Source organism: Streptomyces sp. NBC_01478 (assembly GCF_036227225.1).
In the GTDB taxonomy this organism is placed as follows: domain Bacteria; phylum Actinomycetota; class Actinomycetes; order Streptomycetales; family Streptomycetaceae; genus Streptomyces.
The window spans coordinates 10,044,946-10,063,020 of record NZ_CP109444.1; the positions used below are offsets into that span (position 1 = coordinate 10,044,946).

The window sequence follows — 18,075 nt, forward strand, 5'->3', positions numbered from 1 at the left end:
CTTGCGCGTACTACTGACCGGACACCAGGGCTATCTGGGCACCGTGATGGCACCCGTCCTCACCGCCGCCGGACACGAGGTCGTCGGCCTCGACTCCGGCCTGTTCGCCGACTCGATCCTCGGCCCGCAGCCCGCCGACCCGCCGGGCGTGCGGGTGGACCTGCGCGACCTCACCGCCGAGCACGTGGCCGGGGTCGACGCGGTGATCCACCTGGCCGCGCTCTCCAACGACCCGCTCGGCTCGCTGGCCCCGGAACTCACCTACGACATCAACCACCACGCGTCCGTACGACTGGCAAAGCTGGCCCGCGACGCCGGAGTTCGGCGCTTCCTGTACGCGTCGACCTGCTCCGTCTACGGTGCCTCGGGCGGCGACGCCCTGGTCACCGAGGACGCCCCGCTGCGTCCGGTGACGCCGTACGCGGAGTCGAAGGTGCGGGTCGAGGACGACGTGCACGCGCTGGCCGACGACGACTTCACCCCGGTGTTCATGCGCAACGCCACCGCCTTCGGCTTCTCGCCCCGGCTTCGCGCCGACATCGTGCTGAACAACCTGGTGGGCCACGCGCTGCTCTCCGGCGAGGTGCTGGTCCTCTCCGACGGCACCCCGTGGCGCCCGCTGGTGCACGCCGCCGACATCGCCCGCGCCTTCACGGCCGCGCTCACCGCGCCGCGCGAGGCGGTGCACGACCGGGCGTTCAACATCGGCAGCGAGATCAACAACGTCACCGTCGCCGAGATCGCCGAGCAGGTCGCCGAGGCGGTGGCCGGCGCGAAGGTGGTGATCACCGGCGAGAACGGCGCCGACCCGCGCTCCTACCGGGTGGACTTCTCCCGCTTCCGCTCCGCGATCCCCGACTTCGACTGCGAGTGGACGGTGAAGCAGGGCGCCCTCGAACTCGCCGACGCCTACCGGAAGTTCGGGCTGACCCGGGAGGACTTCGAGCAGCGCTTCACCCGCCTCGCCGTGCTCAAGGCGGCCTCCGAGGCCGGCACCGTCGACGACACCCTGCGGTGGCGCCGATGACAGCGGTCGGCGAGGAGATGCACGCACTGGTGGAGCGGCTCTACCCGCTCTGCCGGAGCATCACCGGCGACGGTGTGCGCGCCACCCTGGACATCGTCGGCGAGTACCTCCCGCTGAACGTGCACGAGGTGCCGACCGGGACCCAGGTCCTCGACTGGACGGTTCCGCAGGAGTGGAACATCCGGGACGCGTACATCGCCGACAGCACCGGCCGGCGGGTCGTCGACTTCGCCGCGTCCAGCCTGCACGTGCTCGGCTACAGCGTCCCGGTGTCGGCGACCATGCCGCTCACCGAGCTGCGCGAACACCTGCACACGCTGCCGGATCACCCGTCCTGGGTGCCGTACCGCACGAGTTACTACAAGCCGGAGTGGGGATTCTGCCTGGCCCAGGAGACCCTGGACGCGCTGCCCGACGGCGACTACGAGGTCCGCGTCGACTCCACCCTCGCGGACGGCCACCTCACCTACGCCGAGCACGTGGTCCCCGGACAGGTGGCCGACGAGGTCATCGTCTCCTGCCACACCTGTCACCCGTCGCTGGCCAACGACAACCTGGCCGGCATCGCGGTGGCGACCTTCCTCGCCCGCGCGCTGGCGCGTGAAACGCCGTACTACACCTACCGGTTCATCTACGCACCCGGCACCATCGGGGCGATCACCTGGCTGGCCCGCAACGCGGAGCGGATCGAGCGGGTCAAGCACGGCCTCGTGCTGGCCTGCGCCGGAGACACGGGTCAACTGACGTACAAACAGAGCAGGCGCGGCGACGCGGAGATCGACCGGGTGCTCAAGCACGTACTGGCCGCGTCCGAACGACCGCACCACATCAACGAGTTCACGCCGTACGGCTACGACGAGCGGCAGTACTGCTCACCCGGGTTCAACCTCGGCGTGGGCTCGCTCAGCCGGACCCCGTACGCCGGGTACCCCGAGTACCACACCTCGGCGGACAACCCGGACTTCGTCTCCCCGGAGGCGATGGCCGACACCCTCGCCGTCTGCCGCGAGGCGTTCACCGTTCTCGACCGCAACCGCCGGTACCTCAACCTCAGCCCTTACGGCGAACCCCAGTTGGGCCGGCGCGGGCTGTACGACGCGCTCGGCGGCCGCAGCGACACCAAGCAGGCCCAGATGGCCATGCTCTGGGTGCTCAACCTCTCCGACGGCGAGCACAGTCTGCTGGACGTCGCCGAACGGTCCGGGCTGCCGTTCGACAGCGTCGCCGGCGCGGCCGACGCCCTGCACGAGGCCGGGCTGATCAAGACATGACGCCGATGACCACCGACGGGGAGAAGGCGACGACGCCGGCCCGGTCCGCCAAGCGGGCCCTCGTCGGCCGGCTGTCCTGGGGACTGGCCGACCAGGCGGCCTCCAGCATCAGCAACTTCGCGGTGGGCATCTACGTGGCCCGCTCCCTCGGGGTGACCGCGTTCGGCGTGTTCAGCCTCGCCTGGGTGACCTACGGCGTGGTGCTCAACGTCTCCCGCGGCCTGGCCACCGACCCGCTCGTGGTCCGCTTCAGCGGGGTGCAGGAGACGTCCTGGCGCGGGGCGGTGGCCCGCTCGACGGGTACCGCGCTCTGCGTCGGCACGGCCCTGGGAGTGGTGTGCCTGGCGGCCGGGCTCGGGCTCGGCGGCCGGGTGGGGCCCGCGTTCGCCGCCCTCGGTCTCATGATGCCGGGGCTGCTGCTCCAGGACGCCTGGCGGTTCTCGTTCTTCGCCGCGGGCGACGGGCGGAAGGCGTTCGTCAACGACGTCGTGTGGGGTGTCGCGCTCGTTCCGGCCATGGTGGTGGCGGCCCATGTCGGCACCGTGGCCGCCTTCGTACTTGCCTGGGGCGCGTCCGCCACGGTGGCGGCGGGGTACGGCTGCGTCCAGTCCGGCATCCGGCCCCGGACGGCACAGGCCCGCGCATGGCTGCGCGAACAGCGCGATCTCGGCTACCGGTACCTGGTCGAGAACGTCAGCCTCAGCGGCGCGAGCCAGCTCCGGGCGTACGGCCTCGGCGCGATCGTCGGAGTGAGCGCGGTCGGCGCGGTGCGCGGCGCCGAACTCCTCCTCGGGCCCTTCCTCGCCGTACTGATGGGGCTGTCCCTGGTCACCGTCCCCGAGGCCGCACGCGTGCTGCGGGAGGCCCCGCACCGACTGGGCAGGTTCTGCCTCCTGCTCGGCGGGGGGCAGGCCACCGGGGCGCTGCTCTGGGGCTCGGCACTGCTGCTGATGCCGGGCCGGCTCGGCGAGTTGGCGCTCGGCGACGTCTGGCACTCCTCCTCGCACCTCATCGTGCAGATCACCCTCAGCGTCGCGGGAGCGGGCCTCGGCACCGGCGCGGCGGCCGGGCTGCGCGCGCTCGGCGCGGCCCGCCGCAGCCTGCGCTGCCAACTGTTCGCCTCGGCCTGCTATGTCGGCGGCGGACTCGGCGGAGCGGCCCTCGGCGGCACGTCCGGCTCGGCCTGGGGCGTCGCCGCCGCGACCATCAGCGGCTCGGCCGTGTGGTGGCTGCAACTGCGCTCCGCCCTGCGCGAGCGCCACCGCGAACCCATCCCCGAAGTGAGGACCTCATGACCGACCTACCGAGGCTGAGCATCGGCCTGCCCGTGTACAACGGCGAGGAGTACCTGGCCGAGTCGTTCGACGCCCTGCTCGGCCAGACCTACGAGGACTTCGAACTGGTCGTCTCCGACAACGCCTCGACCGACGGGACCGAGGCCATCTGCCGCAAGTACGCCGCGCAGGACTCCCGCATCCGCTACCTCCGGCTGCCCCGCAACGTCGGCGCCACCCCGAACCACAACCATGTCTTCGCCGAGTCCCGCGGCGAGTTGTTCAAGTGGGCCTCGCACGACGACCTCTACGGCCGCGACCTGCTGCGGCGCTGCATAGAAGCACTGGACGAGCGGCCGGACGTCATCCTCGCCCACACCGACCAGGCGGTCATCGACGGCGACGGCCAGGTGACGGTGCCCTACGAGTACACGCTCGCCACCGGCTCCCCGCACGCACCCGAGCGCTTCCGCAGTCTGCTGTTCGAGCCGGGCGGCGACGACTTCTACGGAGTGATACGCGCCGACGTGCTGCGCCGGGTGAAACCGATGGACAGCTACCACCACGCGGACCGCACCTTCGTCGCCGAGATCACCCTGCACGGACGCTTCCACCAGGTCCCGGAACTGCTGTACTTCCGCCGCGACCACCCCACCCGCGCCGAGCGGGCCAACCCCTCCAAGCGCGCCCGCTGCGTCAACCTGGACCCGCGCCGGGCCGGCGCGCTGCACCCGACGCCCCGGCTGCTCGCCGAGTACGTCTGGGGCTTCGCCTCGGCGATCCGGCGGGCACCGCTGTCCCCGGCCGACCGGCGTGCCTGCTACCGCCACCTGGCCTCGTGGATGACCAGCCGGGTCCGGCCGGGCGTCGGCGAGCGGGTCGAGGACCGTGCCCCGGTCGACCCGGCCCAGCTCACGGTCTCCGTCGACGCCCTCGTCGCCGGCCGCGAGGGGAGGCACGCATGACGTCCACGGGCGAAACCCCGGTGCGCGTCGGGGTGTTCGGCCTGCTCGGCTCCGGCAACCTCGGCAACGACGGGTCGCTCGAAGCCGTCCTCGGCTACCTCCGCGCCGACCACCCGGACGCGGTCGTGGACGCCCTGTGCGGCGGTCCCGAGGCCGTGACGGCCCGGTTCGGGATCCCCGCCACCCGGATGCACTGGAACCGCGCCGAGTACCGGACCGCGTCCCGCTTGGGCTCGATCGCGTCGAAGGGTCTGGGCAAGTTCGTCGACGTCTTCCGCACCGCCGCCTGGGTGCGCCGCCACGACGTGGTGATCGTGCCGGGCATGGGCGTCCTGGAAGCCACCCTGCCGCTCCGGCCGTGGGGCTTCCCGTACTCGCTGTTCCTGCTCTGCGCGAGCGGCCGGCTGATGCGTACCCGGGTCGCGCTGGTCAGCGTCGGCGCCGCCGAGATCCGCAACCGGCCGACCCGCGCCCTGGTCCGCTGGTCGGGGCGGCTGGCCGCCTACCGGTCCTACCGGGACGCTCAATCCCGGGACGCGATGCGGGCGATGGGCGTGGACACCGCGCGCGACGAGGTCTACCCGGACCTCGCCTTCTCCCTGCCGGCACCGCCCGCGAGCGCGCCCTCGGGCCCGCCGGGCCCGGTCTGCGTCGGCGTCATGGACTTCCACGGCGGCAACGACGACCGCGCCCGCGCCGACGAGATCTACCGGCGCTACCTCGACGGGACGATCCGGTTCGTCCGCACACTCGTCGAGGAGGGCAGGCCGGTCCGGCTGCTCACCGGCGACCGGTGCGACGCCACGGTGGTCGCCGCGATCCTCGACGCGGTGGACTCCCCGCTGGTCACCGCCGCCGAACCGGCCTCCCTGGCCGACCTGATGAGCGAGATGGCGGCCGCCGACACCGTGGTGGCGGTCCGCTACCACAACCTGATCTGCGCGCTGAAGACCGGAACGCCGGTGCTCGCAATCAGCTATGCGGCGAAGAGCGACGCGCTCATGGACCGGATGGGCCTCGGCGCGTACTGCCATCCGGCGCGCGAGGTCGACGCCGACCGGTTGCTGGAGCAATTCCGGGCGCTGGAGAAGCGAGCGCCCGAACTGCGGCAGACCCTCGCCGAGCGGAACGAGGCCGCCGCCCGCCAACTGCAGGACCAGTTCGGCTCGTTGACCGCGGCCGTGTTCCCCGCGACCGCCCACGCCCACGCTCACGCCCGCCAGGAGTCTCCATGAAAGCGACCGAAGTCCCGGAGATCACCGGCGCGTTCCTCTTCGAGCCGACGCCGTACACAGACGAACGCGGCTTCTTCTGCCGCACGTTCGACGCCGACGTGGTCCGCTCGGTGGGCCTCGACCCGGACGCCTTCGTCCAGGACAGCCTGTCCCGCTCGGTCCGGGGCGTGGTGCGCGGCCTGCACCTGCGATCCGGCGCGGGCGAGGCCAAGTTGGTGCGGTGCTCGTACGGGCGGATCTTCGACGTCGTCGTGGACCTGCGGCCGGATTCACCGACGTACCGCAACTGGGTCTCTTTCGAACTTTCGGGAGAAACACAACCAACTCTTTACATTCCGGCGGGATGCGCGCACGGTTTTCAAGCAGTGACCGATATCGCCGACACCTCGTACCGGATCGACCGCCCGCACGATCCGACCGAGGACGTGACGATCGCCTTCGACGACCCGGAGCTCGCCATTCCCTGGCCGCTGCCGGTTGCACTGATGTCCCAACGGGACCGTGAGGCGCCGAGCCTCGCCGAGGTCCTGAAGCACAGAGAAAGTTGAGGTCCTCGTGGACACCGAAGTGCTTGACCTGCCCCTGTCGCGGACAGCCAACGAGCGGCTGCACGCCATGATCCCCGGGGGCGCTCACACCTACGCCAAGGGCGACGACCAGTACCCGGAGAACCTGGCCCCGGTCATCAGCCACGGCAGCGGTGCCCACGTGTGGGACGTCGACGGCAACCGCTACATCGAGTACGGCTCCGGCCTGCGGTCGGTCAGCCTCGGTCACGCCCACCCGCGCGTGATCGAGGCCGTGCGGCGGGAATTGGACCGCGGCAGCAACTTCGTCCGGCCGTCCATCGTCGAGGTCGCGGCCGCCGAACGCTTCCTGGCCACCGTGCCGACCGCCGAGATGGTGAAGTTCGCGAAGAACGGCTCGGACGCCACCTCCGCCGCGGTGCGCCTCGCCCGCGCCGCCACCGGCCGCTCACGGGTGGCCCTCTGCTCCGACCATCCGTTCTTCTCCGTCGACGACTGGTTCATCGGCACCACACCGATGTCCGCCGGCATCCCGGCGGCGACCACCGAACTCATCGCGACCTTCCCCTACGGCGACCTGGCCGCCACGGAGGAGATGCTCACCCGGTACCCGGACGAGATCGCCTGCCTGATCCTCGAACCCGCCACAGCCACCGAGCCGCCGCCGGGCTACCTCGCCGGCCTGCGTGAACTGGCCGACCGGCACGGCTGCGTGCTGATCTTCGACGAGATGATCACCGGCTTCCGCTGGTCCGAGGCGGGCGCCCAGGGCCTCTACGGCGTCGTCCCCGACCTCTCCACGTTCGGCAAGGCGCTGGGCAACGGATTCGCCGTCTCCGCGCTGGCCGGGCGCCGCGACCTGATGGAGCGGGGCGGGCTGCGCGACTCCGGCGACCGCGACCGGGTGTTCCTGCTGTCCACCACACACGGCGCGGAGACGCACTCCCTGGCCGCCGCGATGGCCGTGCAGACCACCTACGTCGAGGAGGGCATCACCGCGCGGCTGCACGCCCTCGGCGAGCGACTGGCCGCCGGTGTCCGCGACGCGGCGGAGGCCATGGGCGTCGGCGACCACGTCGTCGTCCGGGGCCGGGCCAGCAACCTGGTCTTCGCCACCCTCGACGAGAACCTGCAGCCGTCGCAGCAGTACCGCACCCTGTTCCTGCGCCGGCTCCTCGCGGGCGGAGTGCTCGCCCCGTCCTTCGTGGTGAGCAGCGCGCTCGACGACGAGGACATCGACCGCACCGTCGAGGTGGTGGCCCAGGCATGCGCGGTGTACCGGAAGGCACTGGACGCCGGCGACCCCGCGCCCTGGCTGGTCGGACGCCCCGTGAAGCCGGTGTTCCGCCGCCTGGCGTGACGTGACGTGACGTCAGCGGTGCCCGGGCCGTCCGACGTCGGCCGTCCGGCCGTCCGTCCGGTCGCCCAGCCGGTCGGCCGTCCGGTCGACCAGCCACGCGGTCGCCGGAATCACCGCCAGCGCGGTGCACCAGCCGCCGAGGGCGTCGGTCGGGTAGTGCGCGCCCAGCCCGACTTCGGCCCAGCCCATGATCACGCCGGCCACCAGTCCCGCCGCGAGCACGAGTGACGTACCGGCCGTCCTGCCGAGGCCGAGCCGGTCCGTCGCGAACAGCGCCGCCATGAGGGCGAGCGCGGTGGCGAAGGCGGTGTGCCCGCTCGGGTAGGACAGGTTGCCGGGGCCGTGGATGGTACGGCCCACCAGATGCTTGAGCAGCGTGGTCGTCCCCACGGTCGTGCCGGCGCCGACCGCGACGAGCACCGCCGCACGGGGACGCCGCATCAGCAGGCAGCCCACCACGCCGGCCACGATCACCGTCGCCGATCCCGCGGGTTCCCCCAAGAAGTCCAGGGCGAGAGCGAGTTGGCGCCACGGCGGCCGCACACTGTCCGCCGTCGGCGGGACGATCCACCTGTCCACCGCGCCGGGCTCGCTGTGGCCGGAGTACAGCACCCCGAGCGCGACGACCACGAGCGCGGCGAGGACGGCGATCAGGGCGAGCGGGGGGCGCAGCGACGGGGGCAGCAGCGAGGGCGCCGGTCGGCCGGTCACCCGCTCACCGTGTCCGGACGGCCTGGGGCTGTGACACCGTTCCGCTGCCGATCCAACGCGAGCCCCCTCGTCGTGTCCCGTTCACGAGCCGTCAGCAGCCTAACCGTATGCGGCCGTGGCCCCGGGTGCCGACCTCGGACGGCGATGGCCCGGAGCCTCGCGTCGCGCGCGTCGATCGCCTCCTGCGTGGAGGGCACGATGAGTTCGCCGCCGTCCCGACCGCCTGGGCCAGTTCACTGCTGCCGCAGCTCATGCACCTGGCCTCGCAGCAACTGCCCGAACTCGGTGCGGCCCGGGCGGCCGACATGGTCGTCGACACCTTTCTGCGGGGGCTCGGCGGGCGGTGATGCCGGCGGTGCGCGCCGACCCGAATCCTTGACCCCCGTTCCGCCCTCCGTGATGCTGTGTTGCGGCACGCGCTAAGCGTGCCGTAATGAGCAACGTTCTGCTCAGGGTTCTCACCAGCGGAGGAGTGGCCATGACGCACCAGGTCCGTGCTGTCGTCGCGCGGGGGAAGGGTGCCCCCGTCAGCCTGGAGACGATCCTCGTCCCCGACCCCGGCCCGGGTGAGGCGCTGGTGAAGGTCGAGGCGTGCGGCGTCTGCCACACCGATCTGCACTATCGCGAGGGCGGCATCAACGACGACTTCCCCTTCCTGCTCGGGCACGAGGCGGCAGGTGTCGTGGAGTCGGTGGGGGAGGGCGTCACCGACGTCGCCCCCGGCGACTTCGTGATCCTCAACTGGCGTGCCGTGTGCGGGAATTGCCGCGCCTGTCGACGCGGCCGGCCGCAGTACTGCTTCAACACCCACAACGCCACGCAGAAGATGACCCTGCTCGACGGCACCGAACTCTCTCCCGCCCTCGGCATCGGCGCCTTCGCCGAGAAGACCCTGGTCGCGGCGGGGCAGTGCACCAAGGTCGACCGGGCCGCCTCGGCTGCCGCGGCCGGGCTGCTCGGCTGTGGCGTGATGGCCGGCATCGGCGCCGCCATCAACACCGGCAACGTCGGACGCGGGGACAGTGTCGCCGTCATCGGCTGCGGTGGCGTCGGTGACGCGGCGATCGCCGGGTCCCGGCTCGCGGGCGCGGCGCGGATCATCGCCGTGGACATCGACGACCGGAAACTGGAGAAGGCCCGCTCGCTGGGCGCCACCCACACGGTCAACTCCAAGGCATCCGATCCCGTCGAGGCGATCCGCGAGCTGACCGGCGGCTTCGGCGCCGATGTCGTCATCGAGGCGGTCGGCCGCCCGGAGACGTACCAACAGGCCTTCTACGCGCGGGACTTGGCGGGCACGGTCGTCCTCGTCGGTGTGCCGACCCCGGAGATGAAGCTCGAACTCCCGCTGCTGGACGTCTTCGGACGCGGTGGCGCGCTCAAGTCGTCCTGGTACGGCGACTGCCTGCCCTCCCGCGACTTCCCGATGCTGATCGACCTCTATCTCCAGGGGCGCCTGGATCTGGACGCGTTCGTCACGGAGACCATCGCGCTGGAGGACGTCGAGAAGGCCTTCGAGCGGATGCACGGCGGCGACGTGCTGCGTTCGGTGGTGGTGTTCTGATGGTCGCGCCCCGCATCGAACGCCTCGTCACCTCGGGGCAGTTCACGCTCGACGGCGGCACCTGGGACGTCGACAACAACGTGTGGATCGTCGGCGACGACCACGAGGTCGTCGTCATCGACGCCGCGCACGACGCCGGTGCCATCGCGGAGGCGATCGGCGACCGCCGGCTCACCGCGATCATCTGCACCCACGCCCACAACGACCACATCGACGCGGCGCCCGAACTCGCCGACCGGACCGGCGCTCCGGTCCTGCTCCACGCCGACGACCTGCCCCTGTGGAAGCAGACCCACCCGGACCGGACGCCCGACGGCGAACTCGCCGACGGACAGATCGTGGCGGTGGCCGGGGTCGAGCTGACCGTGCTGCACACGCCCGGGCACGCGCCCGGAGCCGTCTGCCTGTACGTACCCGCTCTGGACGCCCTCCTCAGCGGTGACACGCTCTTCGCGGGCGGGCCGGGGGCCACGGGACGGTCGTACTCCCATTTCCCGACCATCGTCGACTCGATCCGGGACCGGCTGCTCGGCCTGCCGGGCGACACCGTCGTATACACCGGCCATGGGGACACGACCACCGTCGGAGCCGAGGCCCCGCATCTTCAGGAGTGGATCGACCGCGGGTTCTGAGCACTGTCCGGTGTTGCTGATAGCGCACGATGTTGCGTGAAAAGCAACACTGGGTAAGGGCTTCACCTGGCCTCTGAATACCTTGACAACGGTTTGGGGCCGCCCTCAAACTGACGTTGCGCTTACCGCAATCCGTTTCGCTATACGCACCGAGGTGTCATGATGATTCCCGCGTGCCTTCTCGTGGATCTGCCGCGAGGCGAGGCCTACCGGCTCGACATCGATCCGCCGGTTTCGGTGTTCCACACCGACGACGGCGAGGTCTTCGCCATCGACGACACGTGCACCCACCAGGACGCCTCGCTCGCGGACGGCTGGCTGGAGGGCTGCGAGGTGGAATGCCCGCTGCACGCTTCGAAGTTCGACCTGCGGACGGGAGCGGTCGACGCCCCGCCGGCCAAGCGCCCGGTGCGTACCCACGAGGTGCTCGTCCAGGACGGCATGATCTACGTCGTGCCGTCCACGGACGCCCCGAACCTGCCGCCCTGCGTCGCGTCCCGGCTCGCCGGAGGACCCGCGTGAGGACCGTGGCCGTGGTGGGCGCCTCGCTGGCCGGGCTGTCGGCGGCGCGCTCGCTGCGGAAACAGGGCTACGACGGACGGCTCGTCGTCATCGGCGACGAACCCCATCGCCCGTACGACAGGCCGCCGTTGTCCAAGGAGTTCCTCGCCGGGACGCTCACCGAGGCCGATCTCCTGCTGGAGTCGGACGACGAGGACCTGCGCGCGGAGTGGCTGCTCGGTGCCCGTGCCGTCGGCCTCCAAGTCGACGGCGCGGAGCGGGTGTTGCTCCTCGACGACGGTCGGGAGGTGCGGGCAGACGGGGTCGTCGTCGCGACCGGCGCGGTGGCCCGGAACCTGCCCGGCACGGACGGACTGGCCGGGGTGCACACCCTGCGCACCCTGGACGACGCCCGCGCCCTGCGCGACGAACTCGCCCTGGGCGGACGGCTGGTGGTGATCGGCGGCGGGTTCATCGGCGCCGAGGTCGCCTCCACGGCGTACGCCCTCGGACTCGACGTCACGGTGATCGAGGCCGCGCCGACCCCCCTCGCGGGACCCCTCGGCGAGACCATGGGCGGGATCGTCTCCGCCCTCCACGAGGCCCACGGCGTACGGCTGTTGTGCGGTGTCGGGGTCAAAGGGCTGAGCGGGGAGACCCGCGTCGACGCCGTGCTGCTGGAGGACGGGCGAACCGTCCCCGCCGACATGGTCGTTGTCGGTGTGGGCGCGCGGCCGTGCGTCGAGTGGCTGGAAGGGTCCGGCGTCGAGCTCGACAACGGCGTCAAGTGCGGCGCCGACGGCCGGACCAGCCTCGTCGGCGTGGTCGCCGTAGGGGACTGTGCCAACTGGTACGACCCGCGGGCCGGTTCGCACCGGCGGGTCGAGCACTGGACCGGGGCGCGGGAGCGGCCCGAGGCGGCCGTGGCCGCGCTGTTGTCGTGGGGTGCGGTGGCGGCACAGGCGCAGCGGCCGCCGTACTTCTGGTCGGACCAGTACGGCGTGAAGATCCAGTTCGCCGGTCATGCGGCCGGTGCCGACAGTGTGACCGTCGAGGAGGGCGCCCCGGGCGACCGGAGTTTCCTCGCCGTCTACCGGTGTGCCGGGCAGCCGGTCGCCGTGCTCGCGATGAACCAGCCGCGGCTGTTCATGCGGTGGCGCAAACAGCTTGCCGCCACGGTGAGTTGACCGTAACTACGCCGTCCGGAGTCGTTCGTCCCGGCGCGTGAATGACCGATCCACGACGTTCTCCGAGGAGTGCTCTGTGACCTCGACCAGCCTGCCGGACAGCCTGATCGCCACCCTGCCCGGCTCCTCCTACACGGACCCGGGCATCTTCGCCCAGGAACAGGAACGCATCTTCGAGACGATGTGGTTCTGCGCCGTGCGCTCCTCCGAGCTCGCCAAACCGGGCGCCTTTCGGACCGTCGACGTGGGCCGCGAGAGCATCCTGATCACCCGGGCCCGCGACAACTCCATACGCGCCTACTTCAACGTCTGCCGGCACCGGGGCGCCAAGCTCTGCACCGAGGAGACCGGCGAGGTCAAACGCGCCTTCCAATGCCCGTACCACGCCTGGACGTACGACCTGAACGGCAAGCTCGTCGCGGCGCCCAACCTGACCAAGATGCCGGACGTCGGGCGTACCGAGTTCGGGCTGGTGAGCGTCGCCGTCCGGGAATGGCTCGGCTATGTGTGGGTCAACCTGGCGGAGAACCCGCCGTCGTTCGACGAGGACGTCATCAGCGAGGTCGTCACCCGACTCGGCGACGTGGAGTCCCTGGAGCACTACGACATCGACCACCTCTCGGTGGGCCGGCGCATCGTCTACGACGTCCAGGCCAACTGGAAGCTCATCATCGAGAACTTCATGGAGTGCTACCACTGCGCCACGATCCACCCCGAACTCACCGAAGTGCTACCGGAGTTCGCCGACGGCTACGCCGCCCAGTACTACGTCGGCCACGGCGCCGAGTTCGGCGAGGAGGTCCAGGGATTCACCGTCGACGGCTCGGAAGGGCTCGACCGCATCCCGGGGGTGAGCGACGACCAGGACCGCCGCTACTACGCGATCACCATCAAGCCGCAGGTGTTCATCAACCTCGTCCCCGACCATGTGATCTTCCACCGGATGTACCCGGTGGCCGTCGACCGCACGATCGTCGAGTGCGACTGGCTCTACCTCCCGCACGTCGTCGAGAGCGGCAAGGACGTCAGCCGGTCCGTGGAACTCTTCGACCGGGTCAACCGCCAGGACTTCGAGGCGTGCGAGCGCACGCAGCCCGGGATGAGCTCCCGGATGTACGCCAAGGGCGGGGTGCTGGTGCCGAGCGAGCACCACATTGGAGCGTTCCACGACTGGGTGAACGAGCGCCTGGGGATCAACCAGGGGTGAGCCAAGGGGGTTTCAGCCCAGGTAGCCCATGCGGTGGCCGATCTCCTCGGCGCCCTTGACCAGGACCGGGGCGAGTTCGTGCAGCCGTTCCTCGGTGAACCGGTAGGCCGGTCCCGAGGCGCTGACCGCGGCGATGACCTCGCCGTCCCGGTTGCGCACCGGCGCGGCCATGGCGTGCAGCCCGACCTCCAACTCCTCCAGGGTCCAGGCGTATCCGCGCTCCCTGGCCTCGGCGAGGTTCTTCTCCAGCTTCGTCTTCGAGGTGATGGTGTGCGGGGTCACCTTCTTCAGGCCGGCCTCCGCCAGCAGCGCGGCGCGCTCCTTGGCGGGCAGGTGGGCCAGCAGGGCCTTGCCGCTGGAGGTGGCGTGCAACGGGGTCAGTTCGCCCACCCAGTTGTGCGCGGTGACGGCGCCGGGGCCGCGCACCTCGTACAGGTTGATCGCGAACTGCTCCTGCATGACCGCGATGTTGACGGTCTCGCCGATCTCCTCGGCGAGGCGCTCGCAGACCGGGCGGCCCTGCTGCGTGATGTCGATGCGCCCGGTGACCGCACCGGCCAGCCGCACGATCCCGAAGCCGAGCCGGTACTTGCCGCGCTCGCCCGCCTGCTCCACCAGACCGCGCGCCTCCAGCGCCCCGAGCAGCCGGAACGCGGTCGACTTGTGAACCTCGATCTCGCCGGCCACCTCGCTGACACCGGCCTCGCCACGCTGGGCCAGGATCTCCAGCACGCTGATGGCACGGTCCACGGACTGCACTCCGCCGGACTGCGAACCTGTCGTTTCAGTATCTGGACTGTAGTTGCTCACAGCGAAACTATACGCGTAGTGCGGTACAACGTGTTTACTGCCGGGACTTTGATCAGGCCTTTTCGCCTGGTAGGGGGCGGTAGGTGTGGTCGGGGGGTTCCGCTTCCGCCGCGGTGCCCGTGGTGAGAAGGCTGTGGATGACGTGTGCTGCGACCTGATCGCTTGGCTGTGCCGGCTCCTGGTCGTCAAGTCGGCCGAGGCGGCGGCGAGTTCGGAGCTCAGTCGGCCGAGGGCGGCAGGTGGCCGACCGCCCGCTGCCAGGCGGCCGCCACGGCCGAGTGGGCTTGTGCGGTGGCCTCGGCGATGTCTCCGGTGAGATGGACGGGGTCGCCGAGGTGGACGTGGAGGTCCGGGCGGCGCAGCGGTGCGGTGAGGACACCGGCGAGCTGCTTCACCCGGCCGCCGGAGACGATCCGGCGGGCACCGACGTGGCCGAGCGGGACGACGGGTGCGCCGGTGGCGAGGGCGAGGCGGGCCAGACCGGTGCGGAAGGTGCCGGGGCCGCGGTCCCCGGAGTCCCGGCGGCGGGGGAGCCCGCCCTCGGGGTAGATCACCACGACCCGGCCGGCGGCGAGGGCCTCGGCCGCCAGGTCCAGCGCCGCCGCCGCGCTACGGCTGCCCCGGTGCACCGGTATGTGGCCCTCGCGGGTGAGCCGGCGGCCGAGAACCGGGACCTTCCACAGTCCCGCGGTGGCGAGGACGACCGGCTCGACGCGCAGCCGGTGCAGCGCGGCCAGGACGAGTCCGGGATCGGCCAGCGCGGTGTGGTTGGGCGCGACGATGCTGCCGGGCGCGACGGTGGTGGCCGTCCCGGTGGTCACCGTCAGACGGCCGAGGAGGGGGACGACGGTACGGGCGAAGGCGCTGAGCACGTGCTGCCGACTCTCTGATCTGCCGGTGGAGCCGCGGTGTGCGGACGAGTCGTATCGTCACGCGGCCGGCTGGCGGGGGCATGAGTACGCGTACTCACAAACGGTTCGGGACAGGCGAAACAGTACGGAAACCTGGGCCCGCAGGTTGCGTGGCGCGCAACCTGGTGCGTATAGCGGTACTCGTATTAGCATGCCTCGCGTATCTACGGCGCGAGCGAGACGAGAGATCATGGCTCCCCTGCAATACGACTTCGTCATCGTCGGCGGTGGATCCGCCGGCAGCGCACTGGCGAACCGGCTCTCCGCGGACCCGGCCCACCAGGTGCTGGTCCTGGAGGCCGGCCGGCCCGACTACCCGTGGGACGTCTTCATCCACATGCCGGCGGCTCTGACCTATCCGATCGGCAGCCGGTTCTACGACTGGAAGTACGAGTCGGAACCCGAGCCGCACATGGGCGACCGGCGCGTCTATCACGCGCGCGGCAAGGTGCTCGGCGGTTCCAGCAGCATCAACGGCATGATCTTCCAGCGCGGCAACCCCATGGACTACGAGCGCTGGGCGGCCGACGCCGGCATGGAGAGCTGGGACTACGCGCACTGCCTGCCGTACTTCCGGCGGATGGAGAACTGCCTCGCGGCCGATCTCGACGACGAGTTCCGCGGCCACGACGGACCGCTCGTCCTCGAACGCGGGCCCGCCGGCAATCCGTTGTTCGGTGCGTTTCTCAACGCCGTGCAGGAAGCGGGCTATCCGCGCACCGACGACGTCAACGGCTACCAGCAGGAGGGCTTCGCGCCCTTCGACCGCAACGTCAGCCGGGGACGCCGACTGTCCGCTTCCAAGGCCTACTTGAAGCCCGTGCGGAAGCGGCCCAACCTCACCGTCACCACCCGCGCGATGGTCACCCGCGTCCTCTTCGAGGGCAAGAAGGCCGTCGGCGTCGAGTACCGGCACCGCGGCAAGGTCCGGCAGGTGCGCGCCCGCGAGGTCATCCTCTGCGGCGGCGCCATCAACTCCCCCCAGTTGCTTCAGCTTTCGGGCGTCGGCAACGCGGAGGAGCTGAGCGCGCTCGGCATCGACGTCGTCCACGATCTGCCGGGCGTCGGCGAGAACATGCAGGACCACCTGGAGGTGTACATCCAGTACGCCTGCAAGCAACCCGTCTCCATGCAGCCGTACATGGCGAAGTGGCGCGCCCCCTTCATCGGCCTGCAGTGGCTCTTCCGCAAGGGGCCCGCCGCGACGAACCACTTCGAGGCGGGCGGGTTCGCCCGCAGCAACGAGGACGTCGACTATCCCAACCTGATGTTCCACTTCCTGCCCATCGCGGTCCGCTACGACGGCACGTCGCCGGCCGGCGGCCACGGGTATCAGGTGCACGTCGGGCCCATGTACTCCGACGCGATCGGCTCGGTGAAGATCAAGAGCAAGGATCCGCTGGAGCATCCGGCGCTGCGCTTCAACTACCTCTCCACGGAGCAGGACCGGCGTGAGTGGGTCGAGTCGATCCGGGTCGCCCGCAAGCTCCTCAACCAGCCGGCGCTCGCCCCCTACAACGACGGGGAGATCTCGCCGGGGCCGTCCGTGGAGAGCGACGAGGAGATCCTCGCGTGGGTTGCCAAGGAGGGGGAGACCGCTCTGCATCCGTCCTGTACGTGCAAGATGGGCACGGACGAGATGGCTGTCGTGGACCCCGGGAGCATGCGGGTGCACGGTGTGGAGGGGCTGCGGGTCGTGGACGCGTCGGTGATGCCGTACGTGACCAACGGCAACATCTACGCGCCGGTGATGATGATCGCGGAGAAGGCGGCGGACCTGATCCTGGGCAAGGAGCCGCCGGCTCCGTCCGAGGCTGTGTACTACCGGCACCGTGACGCCCTGGGGGCTCCGCCCCCGAACCCCCGTCGGCCCTGAAGGGGCCTTGTCCTCAAACGCCGGACGGGCTGGATCGTCCCGTCCGGCGTTTGAGGTGCGGCCGTCTAAGGCCGTATACAGCCCGCCCTCACCGGAACACCACCGTACGGTTCCCGTACACCATCACCCTGCTCTCGCTGTGCCACTTCACCGCGTGCGCCAGCACCTGCGCCTCCACGTCCCGCCCCACCGTCACCAGCTCCTCCGGGTCGAGCGAGTGGTCCACCCGGACCACGTCCTGGTCGATGATCTGGCCCTCGTCCAGTTCCGGCGTGACGTAGTGCGCGGTGGCGCCCACGAGCTTCACCCCTCGGTCGTACGCCTGCTGGTAGGGGCGGGCGCCCTTGAAGCTGGGCAGGAAGGAGTGGTGGATGTTGATGGCGTGGCCCTCCAGTTGCTTGCAGAGGTCGTCGGAGAGGATCTGCATATAGCGGGCCAGGACCACCAGGTCGATGTCCAACTCCCTTACCAGTTCGAGGAGTTGCGCTTCCGCGTCGGCCTTCGTGTCCCTGGTGACCGGGATGTGGTGGAAGGGGATGCCGTAGGTCTCGGCGAGGCCCTCGAAGTCGCGGTGGTTGGAGACGATCGCGGGGATCTCGATGTTGAGGGCGCCGGTGCGCCTGCGGAAGAGCAGGTCGTTCAGGCAGTGGCCGAACTTGGACACCATGATCAGGGTCCTGGTCGGGGTCGCGGCGTCCCGGAGGGTCCAGGAGATGCGGTAGGCCTCGGCGACCGGACCGAATCGGTAACGCAGTGTTTTCAGGTCGGCGTTTGGATCGGAAACGTCGAAGTGGACCCTCATGAAGAAGCGGCCCTTGAGCCGATCATCGAATTGCTGGCTTTCGAGGATGTTGCCGGAGTTCCGGACGAGAAAGCCGCTCACGGCATGGACCAGTCCGGCGCTGTCCGGACACGAGAGAGTGAGGACGAATTCGCGGCCAGGGTGCGGTCGAGGGGACATGGGCGGCCTCCGTCGGTGCGTCAGGCTGGTGCGTATCGCACAACTTGGTGAGCGAT

At 70.6% G+C, this 18,075-nt stretch carries 18 protein-coding genes; 14 read left to right on the forward strand and 4 right to left on the reverse strand.

All coding sequences use genetic code 11. From position 1 onward, the window contains the following. Window position 1: 1 nt before the first annotated feature. The 7 genes from OG223_RS44900 to OG223_RS44930 are packed head-to-tail and all read left to right on the forward strand — an operon-like array spanning window position 2 to window position 7,659. A complete protein-coding gene (locus OG223_RS44900) occupies window positions 2-1,027 on the forward strand; it encodes an NAD-dependent epimerase/dehydratase family protein (protein ID WP_329265816.1) in 1,026 nt (341 codons plus the stop codon). Continuing rightward, complete coding sequence (locus OG223_RS44905; protein WP_329262173.1) at window positions 1,024-2,298, forward strand: DUF4910 domain-containing protein; 1,275 nt, start codon at window positions 1,024-1,026, stop codon at window positions 2,296-2,298. Before OG223_RS44900 ends, OG223_RS44905 begins: the two co-directional genes overlap by 4 nt. Further along, complete coding sequence (locus OG223_RS44910) at window positions 2,295-3,593, forward strand: hypothetical protein (protein WP_443073802.1); 1,299 nt, start codon at window positions 2,295-2,297, stop codon at window positions 3,591-3,593. The genes OG223_RS44905 and OG223_RS44910 overlap by 4 nt, the downstream gene beginning before the upstream one ends. After that, window positions 3,590-4,537, forward strand: coding sequence for a glycosyltransferase family 2 protein (locus tag OG223_RS44915; RefSeq protein ID WP_329262176.1), 948 nt, complete (start codon window positions 3,590-3,592; stop codon window positions 4,535-4,537). Before OG223_RS44910 ends, OG223_RS44915 begins: the two co-directional genes overlap by 4 nt. After that, a complete protein-coding gene (locus OG223_RS44920; protein WP_329262179.1) occupies window positions 4,534-5,772 on the forward strand; it encodes a polysaccharide pyruvyl transferase family protein in 1,239 nt (412 codons plus the stop codon). The genes OG223_RS44915 and OG223_RS44920 overlap by 4 nt, the downstream gene beginning before the upstream one ends. Next, window positions 5,769-6,320 carry a dTDP-4-dehydrorhamnose 3,5-epimerase gene (rfbC, locus tag OG223_RS44925; protein WP_329262182.1) on the forward strand — a complete coding sequence of 184 codons (552 nt, stop codon included), beginning with the start codon at window positions 5,769-5,771 and terminating at the stop codon, window positions 6,318-6,320. The genes OG223_RS44920 and rfbC overlap by 4 nt, the downstream gene beginning before the upstream one ends. Window positions 6,321-6,327: 7 nt before the next feature. Then, window positions 6,328-7,659 carry a glutamate-1-semialdehyde 2,1-aminomutase gene (locus tag OG223_RS44930; RefSeq protein WP_329262185.1) on the forward strand — a complete coding sequence of 444 codons (1,332 nt, stop codon included), beginning with the start codon at window positions 6,328-6,330 and terminating at the stop codon, window positions 7,657-7,659. Window positions 7,660-7,671: 12 nt separating this feature from the next. On the opposite strand, the gene OG223_RS44935 is transcribed toward OG223_RS44930, so the two are convergent. Next, window positions 7,672-8,370 carry a phosphatase PAP2 family protein gene (locus OG223_RS44935; protein WP_329262188.1) on the reverse strand — a complete coding sequence of 233 codons (699 nt, stop codon included), beginning with the start codon at window positions 8,368-8,370 and terminating at the stop codon, window positions 7,672-7,674. A gap of 107 nt (window positions 8,371-8,477) precedes the next feature. On the opposite strand from OG223_RS44935, the gene OG223_RS44940 reads away from it, so the two are divergent. The 6 genes from OG223_RS44940 (at window position 8,478) to OG223_RS44965 (ending at window position 13,461) form a co-directional block, all read left to right on the forward strand. Continuing rightward, window positions 8,478-8,717, forward strand: a complete 240-nt coding sequence (locus OG223_RS44940) for a hypothetical protein (RefSeq protein ID WP_329262190.1) — start codon at window positions 8,478-8,480, stop codon at window positions 8,715-8,717. A gap of 131 nt (window positions 8,718-8,848) precedes the next feature. Beyond that, entirely contained in the window at window positions 8,849-9,934 is a 1,086-nt protein-coding gene (locus OG223_RS44945) for an S-(hydroxymethyl)mycothiol dehydrogenase (protein WP_329262192.1), read from the forward strand. After that, window positions 9,934-10,566, forward strand: coding sequence for an MBL fold metallo-hydrolase (locus OG223_RS44950; protein ID WP_329262194.1), 633 nt, complete (start codon window positions 9,934-9,936; stop codon window positions 10,564-10,566). The genes OG223_RS44945 and OG223_RS44950 overlap by 1 nt, the downstream gene beginning before the upstream one ends. A 159-nt stretch (window positions 10,567-10,725) precedes the next feature. Then, window positions 10,726-11,088 (forward strand): bifunctional 3-phenylpropionate/cinnamic acid dioxygenase ferredoxin subunit, encoded by a 363-nt coding sequence (locus OG223_RS44955; RefSeq protein WP_019069625.1) that lies wholly within the window; start codon window positions 10,726-10,728, stop codon window positions 11,086-11,088. Beyond that, window positions 11,085-12,254, forward strand: a complete 1,170-nt coding sequence (locus OG223_RS44960; RefSeq protein WP_329262198.1) for an NAD(P)/FAD-dependent oxidoreductase — start codon at window positions 11,085-11,087, stop codon at window positions 12,252-12,254. The genes OG223_RS44955 and OG223_RS44960 overlap by 4 nt, the downstream gene beginning before the upstream one ends. Window positions 12,255-12,330: 76 nt before the next feature. Next, the gene (locus OG223_RS44965; RefSeq protein WP_329262200.1) at window positions 12,331-13,461 is read left to right on the forward strand and encodes an aromatic ring-hydroxylating oxygenase subunit alpha; all 1,131 of its coding nucleotides are present in this window, start codon (window positions 12,331-12,333) and stop codon (window positions 13,459-13,461) included. Window positions 13,462-13,473: 12 nt separating this feature from the next. Here OG223_RS44965 and OG223_RS44970 read toward each other — a convergent pair whose 3' ends face one another. Then, window positions 13,474-14,220: an IclR family transcriptional regulator gene (locus OG223_RS44970; RefSeq protein ID WP_329265819.1), complete on the reverse strand. Its 747-nt coding sequence runs from the start codon at window positions 14,218-14,220 to the stop codon at window positions 13,474-13,476. 269 nt (window positions 14,221-14,489) lie between these two features. Beyond that, window positions 14,490-15,143, reverse strand: a complete 654-nt coding sequence (locus tag OG223_RS44975; RefSeq protein ID WP_329262203.1) for a lysophospholipid acyltransferase family protein — start codon at window positions 15,141-15,143, stop codon at window positions 14,490-14,492. A gap of 229 nt (window positions 15,144-15,372) precedes the next feature. Between OG223_RS44975 and betA the strand changes: the two genes are divergently transcribed. Beyond that, the gene (gene betA / locus OG223_RS44980) at window positions 15,373-17,058 is read left to right on the forward strand and encodes a choline dehydrogenase (protein WP_329262206.1); all 1,686 of its coding nucleotides are present in this window, start codon (window positions 15,373-15,375) and stop codon (window positions 17,056-17,058) included. 88 nt (window positions 17,059-17,146) lie between these two features. On the opposite strand, the gene purU is transcribed toward betA, so the two are convergent. Beyond that, complete coding sequence (gene purU, locus OG223_RS44985; protein ID WP_329262209.1) at window positions 17,147-18,019, reverse strand: formyltetrahydrofolate deformylase; 873 nt, start codon at window positions 18,017-18,019, stop codon at window positions 17,147-17,149. Between the last annotated feature and the right edge of the window lie 56 nt (window positions 18,020-18,075).